A 19,003-nucleotide genomic window follows, 5' to 3' on the forward strand; every position below is an offset into this window, starting at 1 on the left:
GGAAGTATCTATGAGTAAATTACAATTAAGTCCTAATAAAGTAGCTTGCTTGCAAAAACTCTCTGACGAGAACGGCATTATCTCAGCTCTTGCCTTTGACCAACGTGGTGCTTTGAAACGCCTCATGGCTCAATACCAAACGGAAGAGCCAACAGTCGCTCAAATGGAAGAACTTAAAGTATTGGTTGCAGATGAATTGACCAAATACGCATCATCAATGCTCCTTGACCCTGAGTACGGACTTCCAGCTACAAAAGCGCTTGATGCCAATGCTGGTCTTCTCCTTGCTTATGAGAAAACAGGATACGATACAACAAGCACCAAACGCTTGCCAGACTGCTTGGACGTTTGGTCTGCAAAACGTATCAAGGAACAAGGTGCAGATGCTGTTAAGTTCTTGCTTTACTATGACGTAGACAGCGCTGACGAACTCAACCAAGAAAAACAAGCCTACATCGAACGCATCGGTTCTGAGTGTGTGGCGGAAGACATTCCATTCTTCCTTGAAATCTTGGCTTACGATGAAAAAATCGCTGACGCAGGTTCTGCAGAATACGCAAAAGTAAAACCACACAAGGTTATTGGTGCTATGAAGGTCTTCTCAGACCCACGCTTCAACATCGATGTCTTGAAAGTGGAAGTTCCAGTTAACGTCAAATACGTTGAAGGATTTGGTGATGGTGAAATCGTGCATACACGTGAAGAAGCAGCAGCCTTCTTTAAAGCGCAAGACGAAGCAACTAACTTGCCATATATCTACTTGAGTGCAGGTGTGTCAGCTAAACTCTTCCAAGAAACACTTGTCTTTGCCCACGAATCAGGCGCAAACTTCAACGGAGTTCTTTGCGGCCGTGCAACCTGGTCTGGATCAGTTGAAGCCTACATCAAAGACGGTGAAGCAGCAGCTCGTGAGTGGTTGCGTACAACTGGATTTGAGAACATTGACGAACTCAACAAGGTTCTTCAAACAACAGCGACTTCATGGACTGAACGTGTGGAAGCATAAAACAAGTATAGAAGAACCCCTTTTGTTAAGAAGATACTTAAGGTTTTCTGACAAAGGATTCTGAAAATAGAAACTACAACCATAGATGGTGACTACACTTTCTATGGTTTGTTTACTTAAGAGAAATGGATCAAAGGAGAGAAGAATGAAAGCATACACAGAGCGTGTATTTGGAAATCATGAGGGCAAGGATGTCTTGGCTTATCGCTTTGAGACTGATGGTGGTTACCAGCTTGAAGTTATGACTTATGGTGCGACCATCTTGCGCTATGTCACGCCTGACAAGGCTGGGAATTTTGCCAATGTGATCTTGGGCTTTGATGATTTTGATAGCTATGTAGGCAATAGTCCCAAGCATGGAGCAAGTGTAGGTCCTGTAGCGGGCCGCATTGCAGGTGCAACATTTGAGCTCAATGACCAGACCTATAATCTTGAAGTCAACAACGCTAGCAACTGTAACCACAGTGGTTCAACAGGTTGGGATTCAAGCTTGTTTGAATTGGTCGAAGTGAGCGACCATGGCTTAACCCTCTACACAGAGCGTACAGACGGGACAGGAGGATTTCCTGGTAATCTTAAGATCTGGATCAGCTATCACTTGGAAGAAACTGGTGCCTACGAAATCAGCTATAAGGTAACGACTGATCAGGATACGCTTGTCAATCCAACTAATCATAGCTACTTCAACTTGTCTGGTGATTTCACGCAGACAATTGACCGCCATGTCTTCCAGCTAAATACGGAGGGCATTTACCCAATCGCTCCTGACGGTGTTCCAGATAAGACTCCAGATGCTACTCGTGATGTGGTTAAACACATCTACAATGGAGCTTTGTTGAAGGACATCTTTGCAGAGGAAGATGAGCAAATCCAGTTGGTATCTGGTTTGGATCACCCATTTGCCCTTCCTGCAGGCCATGACAATGCTGGTTTCCTTTATGACCAAAACTCAGGTCGTTTCCTACTTTTCAAGACAGAGGCCCCTTGTTTTGTGGTCTACACAGCAAACTTTGTGGATGAGAGCGTACTCATCGGAGGCCAGCCAATGGTGCAGCACAATGGGATTGCCCTTGAAGCGCAAGCTTTACCAGATGCCATTCACAGCAACCTCAAAGACCAAGTCATTCTCAAAGCAGGGGAAACTTTCACCAGCAAAACTCGCTACGAGCTTGTTGTAAAATAAAAAGAAGAGCTGGTTTCCAGCTCTTTTGAGTTGTCTTCGTTGACATTTTATCTCAATAGTGTATAATTGATGTAATACATAAAGTTACAACAAAAAAGGAGACACCCTATGACTTATGCATACCAAAGCCACATTTATCTAGCAGAGGCGGTTTTAAATGTCAAGGATTTGACGAGTCAAACGGCTTTTTATCACCAGATTATTGGCTTGGAAATTTTATCTCAAACAGAGACAGAAGCGATTTTGGGACTTGGTCGAAAAGCCTTGGTTCACTTGATTCAGGCAGAAAAGTCTGGCGAAGTAAGGGAGCATTATGGGCTCTACCATCTGGCGATTTTGTTGCCGACACGAAAAGCCTTGGCAGATGTCTTGAAACACCTAAGTGATTTGCGGATTCCTCTGGTTGGGGGTGCAGATCATGGATACAGCGAGGCTATTTATCTAGAGGATTTGGAAGGAAATGGCATTGAACTCTACCGTGATAAGCCAGTGTCTTCATGGGATATTCGAGAAGACGGTCGCATTATCGGTGTGACCGAAGCCCTTGCGGCACAGGACATCTATGAGTTAGGGGAAAAGGTGGATCCCTTTATCCTAGCTGAAGGGACGAGAATGGGGCATATCCATCTATCGGTGAAGGATAGTCGTGAGGCGAGCCAGTTTTATCAAAAGGTGTTAGGACTAGAAGATAAATTTAGCATTCCTAGTGCTAGTTGGATAGCGGCTGGTCAGTACCATCACCACCTGGCTGTCAACGAATGGGCTGGAAAAGGGTTGGCTCCGCGTGAGCAAGGCTTGCCAGGCTTGGCCTACTATGTCCTTGAGGTCGAAAGCAAGGAAGAACTCTTGGACATCGTTAAGCAAGCACGAGAGCTAGAAGCACCGATCAAATGGCTAAATTCGAGTGAAGTGGATCTTGTAGACCCAGACGGGATTGTGACCCGCATTCGATTGGCACGATGAGACGAGGAAAACACATTATTTATTTTAGAGACATAGGAAAAGGCGGACAAGCTCGCATTCTGTTTTTAGAATGTGGATTTGTTCGCTTTTTTATGAAATGACGAAGCCTTTCTTGGCCCTAGCAAAGGTATCTGCCGGGGATATTTTCCCTTTTCTGGGGGTTCATGCTATAATACTAATAAACTTTTCTTTCTCTAGGAAGGCAAATGCTAAAAATCGGCTAGACTGCTGGCAATTGTTGTCACGATGCTTTTTAGAGAAAGTAGGACTTTGTTTGAACATCCGTATTGAGTTTAGGAAATGGTAATAAGATGGACACAAGTGTAAAAAATTTAATCAGTATGGGCCCTCTGGAGGACTCTTTTATCTATTATGATTTGGGGAATCAAGTATTCTACAGTGCAAAACAAGGCATGAATTATTCAGCCATTGCAGCCCCTATTGCAGTCTTTTCCTTGCAACGGCTGTCGAAGTTGCTCAACCAAACCTTTGGAGATGTCTCCTCCCCTTTCAATCTGATTTTCTTTATCCTGATGTCTCTGTTTTTGGTTTTCGGGACCATTCTCCTTGCCAAATCTACCCGACGCAACATGAAGACAGATAGATTTAGAAAAGTCCGGCTCACAAAAGCCAATATCAAAACACTTAGGAGAAAATCTAGGGCGTTGACAGTAGTTGGCTACATTTTTGTTTTAATAACGATTTTTTCAGCCTATCGTTATCTGGCTGTTTCTGATTTTCAATTTTTAATTATGTACATGTTAGGGATTGGTATTCTTACATATATAGTTTATGATTTTCGGATGAAAACGCGCAAACGATTGTTCAAGGAGCTGATGGAGACATTACAGGACGGTAGCCGAGGGAAAGAGGGAGAAATGTAAGATGAGAAAAATCATTTATATAGGCCAAGGATGCCAGCAATCCGTCTACTATAACACAAAGACGAGAGAGGCTTTAGCGACAGAATCTAGCGCCTCGTCAGAAACCGACGGTGCCATCAGTTCAAAGAAATCCAAGTGGCCTTGGGTTGTCTTCTTTATTTTCTTGCTAGTTGCTATTATCGGTATTTGGATTCGTTCCTTGCTAGCGCCCTTTAGATTGAGTGAGTGGATGGCACCTATCCATCTAGCCGCTATCCTTTTCGTTTTTATCGGAAGTGTTTATGGATTTGAAAAACTGTTCTACAGTGGGGCTAAGTCGCTTGTCCCAGCAAGTGAAGAGCAGTTTAAAGAAGCGGTTGAAAGTAGTAAATTTTGGAGGAAGTCACCAGATAAGGAACCAACAGTCGATAAAATCATCTTGTATCTATTTGTTATCCTCGTTCTTCTATTTGTTTTTGTTATTGTTGTGTTCTTTGCCATACCTGGGACCTTCATTCCCTACTATGAACATGAATGGTTTGAGCCGTCCATGTTCATGGTACCCATCGGAGCAACGATCGTCCCAATTAGCGTCGTACTACTCTTGTTCCAAAACAACCCAATCCGCTGGCTCTTAGCCGTACGAAAATACAAGCAAGGGAAAGTATTATTTGGGGAAGAGAAGTAAGAAGAGGATAAGATGAAAGAAAAGTATGTTGAGTTTTTAAATATGGCAGTTGTGGATACTAGTCCTATAAAGCGTTTTGATATTATATAAATCACTGATGAGGGAAGATAATGAAAAAAATAATGAAATCAAAATTAGTTCAAGTCCTACTTCTTGCATTCACTATCATAGGACTATACTTTGCTTATCAGGCATATCGCAGACATGAACTTACTCAGTTTGTCATGTGGAGTCCAAGAGCTAAAATTGTAAGTTATGAATTCATGGATGACAACAAGGCAGTAGCGATTGAGTGGGATAATGAGTCGGAGTTAAAAGATGCGGAAGAGGCTAAGAAATATGATTCGCGTGTCAATGTAGAAAGAATGACGAGAGTTAATGGAGAACGCTATATCATCCAACAAAGTTATAAGTTAAAATCAGCCACGTATAAGTATTGGATTCTAGAAGAGGATGCGGTGCCATATTTGAAAAGTAATATTCCAGAGCAGGGAGAGTACTGGTTGTTAGACGTCTATGATACGAAAGATGGGACAATCAAACAAAAAACCTATGACGTATTTAAGATGGTAAGAGAATATAATAAGGATTATATTCCAAGAAGAGTTCGTGACGTTAATTATTTCTTGTATACGGAACAAGGAAAAACTTACTTACCAATTAGTATGGCTATTGGTCAACAGCCAGAAATGAAAATGGAAACTGGGCTTATTGATATAGAGGATGGAAAGATAGTAGCAACTACTCCATCTGGTAAAACTTCCAAAGATCTTTATAACGATAAGAAAGAATCATACAAACCGAAGTTAGATGATATTCTTATTTCGAATAATAAATTTTCAAGCGAAAAGTTTGCCTTTGTCTTATCTAACTTTGGTTTTAAAGAACCAGTAGAAAAATCCCAATACCTGTCCTTGTCAAGCAAATATCCAAAGGTGTTTGATATATTAAGCAAAGGGGTGTTGTCTGAACTAGATTTTCTTGGAGAAGAAGATGTTCGTTTTGAAATCTCTCTCTTAAAGCTGGTTCTTCCAGAGGGTACAAATATTTTTAAGGATATCACCATTCCAGCAGCTAGTTCGAAAGATGGACAGGAACATTTGGTTCAAAGCGAAGAAGAGTTCTTACAATATTATAAATCCAGTACGGAGGAAGAATAATGGGACAAAAACATTTTTCTTATATTACTGTAGATATTGATATTTGACATTGAATTTTAAATGGGGAGGAAAAAATGAAGAAGTTATTTGTTATCATCTTGTTATTGGTTCTTGGAGCTTGCTCTAATGGAAAGGAAGCAGGGGGAAAAGAGAAAAGTACACGCGAGACAGTTGTAAATAAAGAGAAAGAATTGAAATTTGTAGTAGCACCACAATATGAAGGTAAAACATCGGAATTAATAGAGTTTGGAAAGAAATTAATTGAAGAACATCCTGAGGTAGGTAATCAAGGAGAAGTTACTCTATACTATTCTGGTAGTACATATACATTTAATGAGCAGGAGTATGCAGTATTTATAATATTAAACAAGACGGATACTGACATTAATCATGATGCTAAATTTAAAATTAGTTGGAGTTATGCGGGACAGCAAATCTACCAAAATGAATTAGTTGAATACAAGATTTCTGAAAGCGGGGAGCTGCCTACACAATCTGCAACAATTTTTTTACTTCCTTTAACAACTGAACAGAAATCGATTGTTACAAAGATTGTAGATGAAAGAAAAATGAATCTAAGTATATCAGATATTCAAATGAAGTAGGAGAACTATATGTCAGATTTAAAGCTTTATTTTTTGTTGCTATTTGGAGTTTTATTACTCTGTTCATCTGTACTTTTCTTTTTCCGTTATTTTTACAAAAGAGAACTAAGAATTAAAAATTTATCTACTGCATGTGTTGAGGGAGTTGTAGTAGGATACAAGTATTCAAAACCAGCAGGTCCTCCAATTGTTGAATATAAAGTTGATGGGCGGACTTATCAAAGAAATCTGGACTACCATAGAGTTATTCTCATATCAGTTCCTTGGAAGAGTGTACAAGCCACTTCTAGGTCGGAGTTATTAGCTCAAGAGATAACAATTTATAGAAATTCTGTCGTTTCTGTTACACGTGTTTTGGAAGATGCTTTTCCAAAGGGCTCAAAGATGACTGTTTGGTATAACCCTGCTTGTCCCAAAGAGTCCTTTGTTGAGAGATACAGTGGTATGGAAGTGGTGTATAAGCGTCAAGTATGGATATGTATGGCAACATTAATTTTAGCACCCATCTTGTTGACAATGGTATTTATATTGAATGCAATTTATAAATAGTAAATTTAAGGGTAGGAATGGTGTCAAACGCTAGTCAACGAGTTTTATAAATTCTTAGGCGTCGGTAGTGCTATATTGTTAATTATGGTCTACGCCGTTGTAGTGCTTGCTTATTTGTTAAAGAGGTGAGGTAATCCACATAATGTCACAAGAGAGATATTTGCAGATCAAAAAAGAGCATCAAGTTCGTAAGTTTGTGGGGCGTTTCCTCTTCATTCTTCTCGTTATACTCGATGTTCTACTGGTATCAAGTCATTCCAATTATGTCCCGCTTGTAACGGTGGCTATGGTAACGATTGTGCCCTTTAATCATTTTCTACTTGGTCCTCTTAGGAGACAGAAAAAAGTCATAGAAAAAGAGCATCCAGAATGGAAAATACTCAGTACAAAGGGAGTAAAGGTTCCCTCGGCTGAAGCCAATAAAAGAACCTTGGCTGGTATTGGGATCTTGATAGCCTTGCTGTTGTCTTTTGGGCTATTCTATAAACCTGTGAAACAGCCGAACGACCAAGTAAACAAGCCACCTAAGGTTGATTCTAAAACGCCTGAAACGTCCAAGCCTTCTGAGTCTGAGTCGTCCAGTTCCTCAGAGTCGAAATCCTCGTCTTCGACTGAACAAAGTTCTAAAACCGAAAATTCAGGAACAAAACCGTCAAAAAGCGAGTCCAATAATCCCTATTACCAGATTCCAGGACTTACTGACGAACAGGTGAGAGATATCATATCGAAATCTGTGAAAGATTTAAGAGAAAAACAGTCAAAAGAAAAATCCGAAGAGTAGACGACTCCAGGACATCGATGTCCTTTCTGGATGAGTTAGTTTTGAGATTTTACTGTATAGAATAACAGGAGGAGTTCATATGACTAAAGAAGTGATTGGTTTGATAGTTGGAACAATCGTCATCTTCCTATCTTTTGTATTTGTGTGTGGGACCTTTCTTTTCCTCTATCTTCGGGATCAGAAGTTGGTCCGCCTTGCCAAGTCATCCGTTCCTGGAACGGTTATCGGCTATAGCCGTTTTCGTGAGGGGTATCCACCTATCGTCGAATACACGGTGGATGGGGTTGCTTATAAGAAAACCTTGCAGTATTTTATGTTCAAAACGGTCACAATTCCGTGGGGGACTACTAAATTTTTAAAGGACTATACAAGAGAAGATATGCTAGCGCCTTCGATCACTCGCTACAGCAACTCCTTTGTTTCCTTCAAACGCTTGATGCAGACCCATTTCCCCCTTCATTCGGAGCTGACGGTCTGGTATGATCCAGACAAGCCGGCCAGGGCCTATGTCGAACGTTACAGTGGAGTGGACAAGTTTTACAAGTGGTTTGGTATCGGATTTGGGCTGGCTCTAGTTCTAGTCTATGGGATAGTGATCCTAGCCTTTTTGTCCAAGATATAAGGCATAAAAGTCAGTTGGTTAATAGGAAACTTGACTTCCCATCTTGCTTCAGGGAGGACAGAGTTTCTTTTCCATTTTCATGCTTATCAATCTTTTCTTTCTGATACAGAGGAGAGGTTGCCTCCTACAAATACAGACAGGAAGTGAATTTTGACAAAGCCCCTTATTCGAGATATAATGAAGAAAAAGTGACCAAGGATAAATCAATGACAAACTCAAAGTATATCACACGCCTGAAACGTTCAGAGGGTCAGTTGCGTGGGATTCAAAAGATGATTGAAGAAGATCGTGACTGTGCAGATATTGTTACGCAGTTGACAGCAGTGAAATCTAGCGTTGAGCGCGTGATTGAGATGATCATTACTGAAAATCTCACTGGCTGTATCAACCAACCACTAGACGACCCCGAGGCTCAAAAGGAACGCCTAGAAAAGGCCATCCGATACCTGATTAAACGGAAATAAACTAATTTGCTATTGATAAACAATGCAGACAAAGGTATTTAAGTCTATTTCGATAAAGAAATCATGTCGGACAAACGGATGAGTTCCCCCAATACCAATGAGAAAACCTCTTTTTAGATACCATCAATTTGCTTCGTTTTATAGAAGCGACGGGTTACGAGCCCTATATCAGTGGGTTGCAGAAATGAAAAAACCGATTAAGTTCCTTAATCGGTTTTTTTGCTTATTTTACTTGACTGGGCCAAGCATTCATACCACCTTCTACATTGATAACGGTGAGGCCTTGGGCGCTTAGAAATTCACAAGCAGATGCGGAACGTACTCCACCTTGACAGATGACATGATATTCCTGGTCAGGTTTGAGTTCTTTGTAACCTTGCTCCAAGGTACTTAAAGGCAGATTTTTGGCACCTGGTGCATGTCCTGCTTGGAATTCGTGCTCTTCACGTACATCGATAAGGTTTAGATTTTCATTTAGGTATTCTTCATAAAAATCAGCCATGCTGATACTCGTTTCCATATTTGACTCCTTCTGGATTAGACATTTTATATTGTGAATAAGCGCCATCAAGGTTTTGGACGGTAAATCCTGCCGCTGGAGGATACGCTCTGTGATCTAGCTGTGCAAAACGCTGTGGTAGCTAAGGATGTAGGTTTGCTTCTTGTCCGATTCATCCAAGCGTTCCCGTAATTCGTTTAGGGGAATGTGGATGGTGTCGACTTTGAGTCGACCACTCTGAAATTCGCCACTTGTCCGCACATCTAGGGATTATTTGCCCTTAGTCAGATCGTCTTTGAGCTGACACCATTGGATATGGTCGCTCAGACCTTCGATAAGGTTCAAGGCTGCGTAGCCCATTTGATGCTTCTAGGTGACCTGACCTGTCCAAGCGCTCATACCGCCTCGTACATTGATGACATCGTAGCCTTTTTTCTTAAGCTTTTTCGCAGCTAGTTTGCTTCGTACACCAGAGTGACAAATGACATAAAGTGTTTCTTTTGTCGCAGGTGTGTATGAACCGATTTCCGTTAAAGGAACATTTTTGGCATTTTTGATATGACCTCTACGGAATTCCGTAGGCGTCCGAACATCTAGTAGCTGAATCGGTTCTTTGAGTTTAGCTTCTAACTCGCTGGTAGAAATACTGTCAATTTTTGTAAATAAGTGAAACATAGGCACCTCCAAATATACCCTTATGGGGTATATTAAACCATGAAGTTAATCTTTTGTCAAGCAAGTTGTTTTAACTTGGGAGGGGATTGGTTTTGAGAGTTTAGAAAGCAGGCTATTCTTGACCTTTCAAAGGCTTTTTGATATGATGGGTCCAAATTAAGTGTGAGGTGATAAGATGGCTAGCGAATACCAGAAAATGATAGCAGGGGAGCCTTACCGTCCGTCGGACCCAGAGTTGCGTGCCTTGGCACAAGCTTCTCGCCAAAAACAGGCTGCCTTTAACAAGGAAGAAGATCCCTTGAAGGGATCCGAAATCATCAAGACTTGGTTTGGCTCAACTGGGGAAAATCTCTATGTCAATCCACGCTTGGTGGTCGATTATGGAGTCAATATCCATCTAGGGGAAAATTTTTATTCTAATTGGAACTTGACCATGCTGGATGTTTGCCCGATTCGCATCGGGAACAACGCCATGCTTGGCCCCAACTGTCAGTTTTTAACCCCACTCCATCCACTGGATCCGGATGAACGCAATTCAGGGGTCGAATACGGCAAGCCCATCACCATTGGAGATAATTTCTGGGCTGGAGGTGGCGTCATTGTCCTTCCTGGAGTGACACTGGGAAATAACGTCGTTGCAGGAGCGGGGGCCGTGATTACCAAGTCCTTCGGAGATAATGTCGTCCTAGCTGGCAATCCTGCGCGTGTCATCAAGGAAATCCCAGTAAAAGAAAACTAAAAAGAACAGCTTGGGCTGTTCTTTTTATAATCTTTATCTTAGTCTTATAGATTTTTCTTCTTTTTGGCTTTTTGGGTTAGAGTGATATCGCACTTGGGAATGTTGCTTTTAAAAACTATTAAATGCATTTTAGTACTCTCAAATTGTTTCTAGTAGCCCTTTCAAAAGAATACTAAGCGAAACTGAATTTAAGGAAACTTTCAGAAAAGTTTTAGTTTTGTTTCAGGAATCTTCTGTAGACTGTCTAGCTATATCATACGAAGGAGAGGAAAAAGGTGTGAAATCAAAAAAATGGACCCTAGTCGCAACGAATTTAACGGCAATGGTGCTGATGGCAGCATGTGCCCAGTCAACAACTACATCCAATACCAATGCAACGACAAATAGTGCAACAACTGCAACAAAGACAAACCAATCATCCTATTTTACAGAGAAGGACAATGATACCTCTTATGATGAAAGCACAGCTTCTAAGATTGAGTTATCTGGCTCATCAGCAAACGTCTCTGGAGATGGGGTGACAGTCTCTGAATCAACCGTGACCATCACAAAATCTGGAACCTATGTGATTTCAGGTCAGTCTGATGGAGTGCAGATCAAGGTCGAGGCAGATAAGTCGGCAGATGTTCACCTAGTCCTAAAAGGTGCGACCATGACCAATACCAATGCAGCGATATCTGCGACATCAGCTGGTCATGTCTACTTGACTCTAGCAGAGGGAACCACCAACAGTCTCTCTGACTCAAGCTCTAACAGTGACGAAAAAGCAGACGCAGCTCTCTTTTCTAAGGTGGATTTGACCATCAACGGGAAAGGAACTCTCAATGTAGATGGCAAGAAGAACAATGGTATCAAGGCCAACGACACCCTCCACATCACGGGTGGAACCTATAACATCACAGCAGTTGGCGATGCCTTCAATGTCAATGATGAACTCAACATCACTGGTACGACCATGACCATCGATGCCAAAGAGGATGGGGTCAAGGTGGACAATGACGAGGATACTTCAGTTGGGACCATGTACCTATCCAACAACAACATCACCGTCACAGCAGGAGATGATGGCATCCACGCTTCTGGAGACCTGGTTATCGATAGTGGTACCTACACCGTCAAGAATTCGACAGAAGGACTTGAAGGTAAGTCAATCACTATCAACGGTGGGGACATTAGCATCTATTCGACAGATGATGGGGTCAACGCAGCTAATAAAAACGCCCAACAGAGTGAAATCTTCTTCACCATGAACGGTGGGAACCTGACAGTAGAAGTCGGTCAAGGAGACACAGACCCAATCGACTCAAACGGCAATATCACAGTTACAGGCGGAACCATTAAAATGACTGGTCAAACAGGTTTTGACTTTGATGGAACAGCGACCTACACAGGTGGAGATATCTATCTCAACGGTGAAAAACAAACGGAAATTGTCAACTCTATGCCTGGAGGTGGTGGACCAAATGGAGGCCCTCAAGGTGGCGGTCCAGCCCCTGGCGGACAAGGATAAAAAAGAATCTCCTTTCTCGAAAGAGAAGGGAGAGTTTTTGTGTTTGAGAGATGGATTGTAGCTAAAACAACTCCCAATTAGGTCTTGAAAATTTCTTAGTCTGTTTCATATAAAAATGAGTAAAATGAATTTCCATCGCCAAGGTCATTAGAGTTGCGATAGCAATGACGATGGTAGGATTGGCTGAGAAAAGCAGAGGAAGAATAGGCCTTTAAAAAGTGGACAGGAAAGACCATTTCAGAGTATCGAGAAGAGATTTAGAAACAGCTCTAAAAGCAATAGCTATCCATTATAAGCATCAGATAATAATATCTGGTGCTTTATTTTTAAAAAAATTCAGATTTTTTCTTGACAAGTGAGTGATTACTCACTACAATAGGTTTATATTTAGCAAGTGAGTACCCACTCACCAAGGAGGAAGTAAATGAAAGCATTACTACATTTACAAGATTTAGTGAAATCTTTTGACCATCAAATAGTTCTGAATCATGTCAGCTTTGAATTGCAGCCAGGAGAAATTATAGGCTTAATTGGTCCGTCTGGTGCTGGTAAATCAACTATGATTAAGACTACGTTAGGAATGGAAAAGGCTGATGGAGGCGTAGCTTTAGTGTTAAATCACACTATGCCCAATCGCTATATTTTAGGAGATATTGGCTATATGGCCCAATCAGATGCTTTATACGAGACCTTGTCAGGCCAAGAAAATCTGGAATTTTTTGGTCAGCTAAAGGGGCTTTCTAAAAAAGACCTGAAGGCGGAAATTGCTTATATAGCTCAAGTAGTAGATCTGACAGACTACTTAAACAAGGCGGTATCTGGTTATTCTGGAGGAATGAAACGGCGTTTGTCACTGGCTATCGCGCTTTTAGGAAATCCTCAACTCTTGATTTTGGACGAACCGACAGTTGGAATCGACCCTTCTCTTCGAAAGAAAATCTGGAAAGAATTATTCGCGCTTAGAGACAATGGGGTTGGGATATTAGTTACTACCCATGTTATGGATGAAGCAGAGTTGACGGATAAGGTCGGCTTATTATTAGGCGGAAAAATCATTGCTTTTGATACACCGCAACACTTAAAAGAAAGTTATCAAGTTTCAAGTATTGAAGAAGTATTTTTAAAAGCAGAAGGTGAGTAAAATGAGAACAATAGCGATTGCAAAAAAAGTCATCAAAGAATTACTTCGTGACAAACGAACTCTAGCCCTGATGTTTATAGCACCTGTTTTTATCATGTGGTTGATGAACCTCATGTTTTCAGCTAGTACAACCGTGAATGTCAAGTTAGCAACACAGGATCTACCAACTGGTTTGGTAACGAAAATGGATGAGCTCGATCATGTAGACGTCGAGACTTATCAAGGTTTAGATCAAGCCAAAGAAGCGCTAGCAAATGAAAAAGTCGATGCTGTGATTTCTTATAAAGACGGTGAGTATCAGGTCGACTACGCAAACACAGATGCCTCCAAGACCTCTATGATACGACAAGTGTTACGGACAAGTATCGCCAGTGAAGGCACCGATCAGTTAGTATCTCGTGTTAAACAAGCTCTTCCACAATTGGACTCGGACGCAAAAATACCAGAAATCAAGGAGTCTTACCAGTATGGAGATGAAAATACAAGCTTCTTTACCAGTATGATTCCGGTTTTGATAGGTTTTGTAGTTTTCTTCTTTGTCTTTTTGATTTCAGGTATGGCGCTTTTGAAAGAGCGCACCAGTGGAACACTAGAACGTTTGTTAGCAACACCAGTGAAACGATCTGAAATCGTCTATGGCTATATGTTGTCTTACGGTATTATTGCGATTTTTCAAACGGCAGTTGTCGTTTTAGCAGCAATTTGGCTACTAGATGTAGAAGTTGTAGGAAGTATTTTAAATGTTATAATAGTTAATGTGGTACTGGCTCTTGTAGCACTAGCTTTTGGAATTCTCTTGTCTACTCTAGCAAAATCAGAATTCCAAATGATGCAATTTATTCCTCTCGTGATTATGCCCCAACTTTTTTTCTCAGGAATTATTCCATTGTCATCCATGGGAGAATGGGCTCCAACTGTGGGGAAATTTTTGCCATTAACCTATTCTGGTGATGCAATAAGCCAGATTATTCTTTACGGACACAATCTTGGTGATATTTTGCCAAATCTTGGTGTTTTAATGGTTTTCTTGATCATTTTAACAATTCTTAATATTGTTGGATTGCGTCGTTATCGTAAAGTTTAGAAATCAACATAAATAATGCTAAAAAGGTGTGAAGATTAGATGGATAAGACTGTTTTTGAATCGTTTGAAGATTACTTAGAAGAAGCGAATTACCCTCAAGGAAAGAAAAAAATCATGCAGGCAGCAGTGGATCTCATATCAACCAGGAGTTACCATGGGACCTCAACTCTTCACATAGCTGAGCGTGCTGGACTAAGCCAGGCAACTTTGTTTAAGTATTTTAAGACGAAGGATGATTTACTGACGGCTATTTTACATCCTGTAGTCCCAGGCATTTTCGGTAGTTTTTTTGAGGAACTCTTAGCTTTTGAAACGACAGAAGAGAGGGTTCGTTATCTCGTCCATGATCGTATGAGCTATCTCAAAAAAAATCGTGCTTTGATGAAAATCATTCTGCAGGAGAGTTTTTCAAATAAAAAACTAAAAAATGAACAGATTTTTATCTGGAATGCTATTCAAGATAAACTGCGAGTACTTCATAAGGAATTGCTAGCAGATCCACGTGTAAATCCAGAGTTAACGAGTCCTCAAATGGTTCGTATTTGTGTTGGCCCGTTGTTGGCTTACTTCGCTCAGCTTTATATCGTTAGTGACAACGGAGAAATAAAGGAAGAAGATCTAGACTTATTAGAAAAACAGATTTTAGGTGGTTTGTGGAAATAGAGTAGGCCTAGACAAATAGAGGCTAGATTCTATTGGTTTGGCTTCTTGTACAAGATAATATAAAAGGGTATACATTACCTGATGCAGATTTGTGCTTTTTTATTATTGAATTTGGTATTTTGGTGATAGTCCTCAATCACTTTGCCAAAACAGAAACCGACTTCTCCAGCGGTGCAACGATTTCTCAGGTGTATGGAAGAGGAGATTTCTGGCTTGCTAAAGACAACTCCTTGACACTCCGTCAGTTTTTGATACAATAGTACAAAATTAGAGGAGGTGGGCGATGATTCAGAAGCATGCGATTCCCATTTTAGAGTTTGATGATAACCCCCAAGCGGTCCTTATGCCAACACATGAGGGGTTAGACTTGAAGTTGCCAAAGAAGTGTATCTATGCATTTTTGGAGGAGGAGATTGACCGCTATGCTCAGGAAGTAGGGGCGGACTGTGTTGGTGAGTTCGTTTCTGCCACCAAAACCTATCCAGTATATGTCATCAACTACAAGGACGAGGAGATCTGTCTAGCCCAGGCGCCCGTGGGCTCTGCCCCAGCGGCCCAGTTTATGGATTGGTTGATTGGCTATGGTGTGGAGCAAATCATTTCCACTGGTACTTGTGGAGTCCTAGCCGATATAGAGGAAAATGCCTTTCTCGTCCCTGTTCGCGCTCTGCGAGATGAGGGGACCAGCTACCACTATGCAGCGCCTTCTCGTTATATGGAGATGCAGCTTGAGGCTATCTCTGCCATTGAGCAAGTCTTGGAACAAAGAGGCATTCCTTACGAGGAGGTCATGACCTGGACGACAGATGGTTTTTATCGAGAGACAGCTGAAAAGGTTGCCTATCGCAAGGAAGAAGGCTGTGCAGTTGTGGAGATGGAGTGCTCGGCTCTTGCGGCAGTAGCCCAACTACGTGGGGTTGTCTGGGGGGAATTGCTCTTTACCGCAGATTCCTTAGCAGATTTAGAGAACTACGACAGTCGCGACTGGGGCTCAGAAGCTTTTGATAAGGCACTCGAACTCTGTCTTGCCATTGTGCACCACATGTGAGTGTTCTGACTGTTTTTATGGTAGAATGTAGTTATGTTATTCAAATCTTTTTTGGAAAAAATCAAGACGATACTGGGACGCTTGTCGCCAGCCCGTCGCATCTTTTTAAGTTTTGCCCTAGTGATCTTCTTAGGTTCGCTTCTTTTAAGTCTCCCCTTTGTGCAAGCAGGAACGTCACAAGCGACCTACTTTGACCATCTCTTTACAACTGTGTCCATGGTCTGTGTGACAGGGCTCTTCACCCAGCCGGTGGCCTCTACTTACAATATCTGGGGCCAGTTGATCTGCATGATCTTGATCCAGATCGGTGGTTTGGGGCTCATGACCTTTATCGGAATCTTTTATATCCAAGGCAAGCAAAAGCTCAGTCTTCGTGGTCGTGAGACCATTCAAGAAAGTTTCAGTTATGGGGAAACTCAGTCTCTAAAGGACTTTATCCGCTCGATCTTTCTGACGACTTTTCTGGTGGAAGGGATTGGTGCCTTTCTCTTGAGTTTCCGCTTTATTCCTGAGTTTGGCTGGGGGCGAGGGATTTTAACCTCTATCTTTTTGGCCATTTCAGCTTTCTGTAATGCTGGATTTGATAATTTTGGAAGTACGAGTTTGCTAGCCTTTCAAACGGACCCCTTGATCAATCTAGTCATTGCAGGTTTGATTATCACGGGTGGGCTAGGATTTATGGTCTGGTTTGATTTAGCGACCCAGTTTGGAAAAAAGAAAAAACGCCACCTGCGTTTCCATACCAAGTTAGTTCTCTTTTTAACGGTAGGAATTTTACTCTTTGGAACCGTATCGACTCTCTTAATTGAGTGGAACAATCCTGGGACGATTGGAAATCTCAGCGCTCCAGAGAAACTACTGGTTAGTTTCTTCCAGACCGTCAGCATGAGAACGGCAGGATTTGCTTCCATTGACTACACCCAGGCTCGACCAGTTACCTTACTGATATACATCTTGCAGATGTTTCTGGGAGGGGCACCTGGAGGGACAGCAGGGGGGCTCAAGATTACGACCTTCTTTGTCTTGTTGGTCTTTGCTCGTAGCGAATTGTTGGGCTTGCCCCATGCCAATGTAGCTCGGAGGACCATTGAACCCCGAACCGTGCAAAAATCTTTCAGTGTCTTTATTATCTTCTTGCTGACCTTCTTGCTGGGCTTGATCTTACTAGGGATAACAGCAGAGGGAAATCCGCGTTTTATTTACCTCATGTTTGAGACCATTTCAGCCCTTGCGACAGTTGGGGTGACGGCAAATTTAACGCCGGAGCTAGGCAAGTTAGCTCTCAGCATCGTGATGTTGCTGATGTTTATCGGCCGTATTGGTCCCTTGACACTACTGGTCAGTGTAGCGGAATACCAGCCAGACAAGAAAGATACGATTCACTATATGAAAGCAGATATCACTATCGGATAAGAAAGGAAGAACGATGTCAGATCGGACAATTGGAATTTTAGGCTTGGGAATTTTTGGGAGCAGTGTTTTGGCTGCCCTAGCCAAGCATGACATGAATATCATTGCTATTGATGACCACGAGGAGCGCATTAATCAATTTGAACCTGTGCTGGCGCGTGGAGTAGTTGGAGATATCACGGATGAAGAACTCCTTCTATCAGCGGGGATTGACACCTGTGATACCGTAGTTGTCGCAACAGGGGAAAATCTGGAGTCCAGTGTTCTAGCGGTTATGCACTGCAAGAGTCTAGGAGTGCCGACCGTCATTGCCAAGGTAAAAAGTCATACAGCTAAAAAGGTTCTAGAAAAAATTGGTGCGGACGCAGTCATCTCGCCAGAGTTTGAAATGGGGCGCTCATTGGCACAGACCATCCTCTTTCATAACAGCGTGGATGTCTTTCAGCTGGACAAGAATGTTTCGATTGTCGAGATGAAAATCCCCCAATCGTGGACGGGTAAAAGCCTCAGTCAGTTAGATTTACGTGGGCGATACAACCTCAATGTACTTGGTTTTCGTTCCTACGAAAATGCTCCTCTGGATGTCCAATTCGGACCCAATGACCTCTTGCAGGCAGATTCCTATATCATGGCAGTCATTAATAACCAACATTTGGACACCCTAGCTGAACTGAGTGAGTAAGAGAGGAAGGGTACTCTCTTTTCCAATAATTAACGAGTCAATATAAGTATTTTATAAGAGGGATTTAAGAAAAATTTTAACTTTTTCTTAATCCTTTTTAATTTTAGGAGATTATACTAGAGTCATCAAAAAAAAGAAAGCTCTAAGGAGAATCCTATGAAATTTAATCCAAATCAGAGATATACTCGTTGGTCTATTCGCCGTCTCAGTGTCGGTGTTGCTTCAGTTGTTGTGGCCAGTGGCTTCTTTGTCCTAGTTGGTCAACCAAGTTCTGCGCGTGCTGATGTCGTCAATCCGACTCCTGCCCAAGTCGTACCAGGCGCTGCTTCGGTGAGTGAAAAGAGCGACTTACCAGCAGAGGTTCTCAAAAAAGCAGTCGATGTAGCTCTTCCTTCAGAACAGTCTATTCCAACACCTAAAGCAAGTGTGGATACGACAAGCTCTTCAGAAAAAGCGGACGAAACTGCTAAAGAGCTAGTAGCAGCACCAAAAGAAGAAGTGCAAGCACAATCTGACTCTAAGAAACAAACAGAAGATGCAGTTAAACCTGTGGAAAGTTCTGAGTCTACAGTTTCTGGACAAGACCGTGAAGCCAGTGAAGCACAACCAGCGACCACTCCAGCTGAAGTGCAAAAAGGTGTGGCTGACAACACCAAAGATACAGTAGA

22 protein-coding genes and 2 pseudogenes are annotated in these 19,003 nt (G+C 41.8%); 20 read left to right on the forward strand and 4 right to left on the reverse strand.

All coding sequences use genetic code 11. The features are described from left to right. Positions 1-10: 10 nt before the first annotated feature. The 11 genes from lacD (at position 11) to O3622_RS06840 (ending at position 8,884) form a co-directional block, all read left to right on the forward strand. The gene (gene lacD / locus O3622_RS06790) at positions 11-1,006 is read left to right on the forward strand and encodes a tagatose-bisphosphate aldolase (protein ID WP_371607251.1); all 996 of its coding nucleotides are present in this window, start codon (positions 11-13) and stop codon (positions 1,004-1,006) included. A gap of 145 nt (positions 1,007-1,151) precedes the next feature. After that, a complete protein-coding gene (locus O3622_RS06795; protein ID WP_247954580.1) occupies positions 1,152-2,189 on the forward strand; it encodes an aldose epimerase family protein in 1,038 nt (345 codons plus the stop codon). 108 nt (positions 2,190-2,297) lie between these two features. Next, positions 2,298-3,152: a VOC family protein gene (locus tag O3622_RS06800; protein WP_371607252.1), complete on the forward strand. Its 855-nt coding sequence runs from the start codon at positions 2,298-2,300 to the stop codon at positions 3,150-3,152. A gap of 311 nt (positions 3,153-3,463) precedes the next feature. Continuing rightward, positions 3,464-4,036 carry a hypothetical protein gene (locus O3622_RS06805; protein WP_371607253.1) on the forward strand — a complete coding sequence of 191 codons (573 nt, stop codon included), beginning with the start codon at positions 3,464-3,466 and terminating at the stop codon, positions 4,034-4,036. 1 nt (position 4,037) lies between these two features. Then, on the forward strand, positions 4,038-4,703 hold the full coding sequence (locus O3622_RS06810; RefSeq protein WP_371607254.1) for a hypothetical protein: 666 nt from the start codon (positions 4,038-4,040) through the stop codon (positions 4,701-4,703). 110 nt (positions 4,704-4,813) lie between these two features. Then, the gene (locus O3622_RS06815; RefSeq protein ID WP_371607255.1) at positions 4,814-5,863 is read left to right on the forward strand and encodes a hypothetical protein; all 1,050 of its coding nucleotides are present in this window, start codon (positions 4,814-4,816) and stop codon (positions 5,861-5,863) included. A 74-nt stretch (positions 5,864-5,937) separates the two neighbouring features. Continuing rightward, entirely contained in the window at positions 5,938-6,468 is a 531-nt protein-coding gene (locus O3622_RS06820) for a hypothetical protein (protein ID WP_371607256.1), read from the forward strand. A gap of 9 nt (positions 6,469-6,477) precedes the next feature. Next, positions 6,478-7,017 carry a DUF3592 domain-containing protein gene (locus O3622_RS06825; protein WP_371607257.1) on the forward strand — a complete coding sequence of 180 codons (540 nt, stop codon included), beginning with the start codon at positions 6,478-6,480 and terminating at the stop codon, positions 7,015-7,017. Positions 7,018-7,159: 142 nt separating this feature from the next. Then, entirely contained in the window at positions 7,160-7,798 is a 639-nt protein-coding gene (locus O3622_RS06830; RefSeq protein WP_371607258.1) for a hypothetical protein, read from the forward strand. Positions 7,799-7,877: 79 nt separating this feature from the next. Next, entirely contained in the window at positions 7,878-8,420 is a 543-nt protein-coding gene (locus O3622_RS06835) for a DUF3592 domain-containing protein (protein WP_371607259.1), read from the forward strand. Between the two features lie 206 nt (positions 8,421-8,626). Next, positions 8,627-8,884, forward strand: a complete 258-nt coding sequence (locus O3622_RS06840) for a metal-sensitive transcriptional regulator (RefSeq protein WP_000185160.1) — start codon at positions 8,627-8,629, stop codon at positions 8,882-8,884. Positions 8,885-9,107: 223 nt separating this feature from the next. Here the strand turns inward: O3622_RS06840 and O3622_RS06845 are convergent, their stop codons facing one another. The 3 genes and pseudogenes from O3622_RS06845 to O3622_RS06855 all read right to left on the reverse strand — a co-directional run bounded on the left by O3622_RS06845 (position 9,108) and on the right by O3622_RS06855 (position 10,058). Then, positions 9,108-9,404 carry a rhodanese-like domain-containing protein gene (locus O3622_RS06845; protein WP_371607260.1) on the reverse strand — a complete coding sequence of 99 codons (297 nt, stop codon included), beginning with the start codon at positions 9,402-9,404 and terminating at the stop codon, positions 9,108-9,110. Beyond that, positions 9,379-9,749: pseudogene (locus tag O3622_RS06850) on the reverse strand (rhodanese-like domain-containing protein); the annotation flags it as partial. The gene O3622_RS06845 and the pseudogene O3622_RS06850, both read right to left, overlap by 26 nt. Positions 9,750-9,752: 3 nt before the next feature. Continuing rightward, positions 9,753-10,058 (reverse strand): rhodanese-like domain-containing protein, encoded by a 306-nt coding sequence (locus O3622_RS06855; protein ID WP_049500776.1) that lies wholly within the window; start codon positions 10,056-10,058, stop codon positions 9,753-9,755. 175 nt (positions 10,059-10,233) lie between these two features. Here O3622_RS06855 and O3622_RS06860 point away from each other — a divergent pair, with 175 nt between their 5' ends. Continuing rightward, positions 10,234-10,797: a sugar O-acetyltransferase gene (locus tag O3622_RS06860; protein WP_049500774.1), complete on the forward strand. Its 564-nt coding sequence runs from the start codon at positions 10,234-10,236 to the stop codon at positions 10,795-10,797. A gap of 277 nt (positions 10,798-11,074) precedes the next feature. After that, on the forward strand, positions 11,075-12,307 hold the full coding sequence (locus O3622_RS06865) for a carbohydrate-binding domain-containing protein (RefSeq protein WP_371607261.1): 1,233 nt from the start codon (positions 11,075-11,077) through the stop codon (positions 12,305-12,307). Positions 12,308-12,368: 61 nt separating this feature from the next. On the opposite strand, the pseudogene O3622_RS06870 reads toward O3622_RS06865, so the two are convergent. After that, positions 12,369-12,503, reverse strand: a pseudogene (locus tag O3622_RS06870) (low temperature requirement protein A); the annotation flags it as partial. 228 nt (positions 12,504-12,731) lie between these two features. Between O3622_RS06870 and O3622_RS06875 the strand changes: the two are divergent. The 7 genes from O3622_RS06875 to O3622_RS06905 form a co-directional block, all read left to right on the forward strand. Continuing rightward, entirely contained in the window at positions 12,732-13,448 is a 717-nt protein-coding gene (locus tag O3622_RS06875; RefSeq protein WP_371607262.1) for an ABC transporter ATP-binding protein, read from the forward strand. A gap of 1 nt (position 13,449) precedes the next feature. Then, a complete protein-coding gene (locus O3622_RS06880; RefSeq protein WP_371607263.1) occupies positions 13,450-14,532 on the forward strand; it encodes an ABC transporter permease in 1,083 nt (360 codons plus the stop codon). Positions 14,533-14,571: 39 nt separating this feature from the next. Then, positions 14,572-15,195, forward strand: a complete 624-nt coding sequence (locus tag O3622_RS06885) for a TetR/AcrR family transcriptional regulator (protein WP_033629180.1) — start codon at positions 14,572-14,574, stop codon at positions 15,193-15,195. A gap of 283 nt (positions 15,196-15,478) precedes the next feature. Further along, positions 15,479-16,243, forward strand: a complete 765-nt coding sequence (locus tag O3622_RS06890; RefSeq protein WP_101800290.1) for a nucleoside phosphorylase — start codon at positions 15,479-15,481, stop codon at positions 16,241-16,243. A 33-nt stretch (positions 16,244-16,276) separates the two neighbouring features. Beyond that, entirely contained in the window at positions 16,277-17,656 is a 1,380-nt protein-coding gene (locus O3622_RS06895) for a TrkH family potassium uptake protein (protein WP_217971014.1), read from the forward strand. A 13-nt stretch (positions 17,657-17,669) separates the two neighbouring features. Further along, complete coding sequence (locus O3622_RS06900) at positions 17,670-18,335, forward strand: TrkA family potassium uptake protein (protein WP_049550128.1); 666 nt, start codon at positions 17,670-17,672, stop codon at positions 18,333-18,335. A gap of 156 nt (positions 18,336-18,491) precedes the next feature. Then, positions 18,492-19,003: YSIRK-type signal peptide-containing protein (locus tag O3622_RS06905; RefSeq protein ID WP_371607264.1), on the forward strand; the 512-nt coding region annotated here is incomplete at its 3' end.

Origin of the sequence: Streptococcus sp. 27098_8_51 (genome assembly GCF_041432205.1) — a bacterium.
In the GTDB taxonomy this organism is placed as follows: domain Bacteria; phylum Bacillota; class Bacilli; order Lactobacillales; family Streptococcaceae; genus Streptococcus.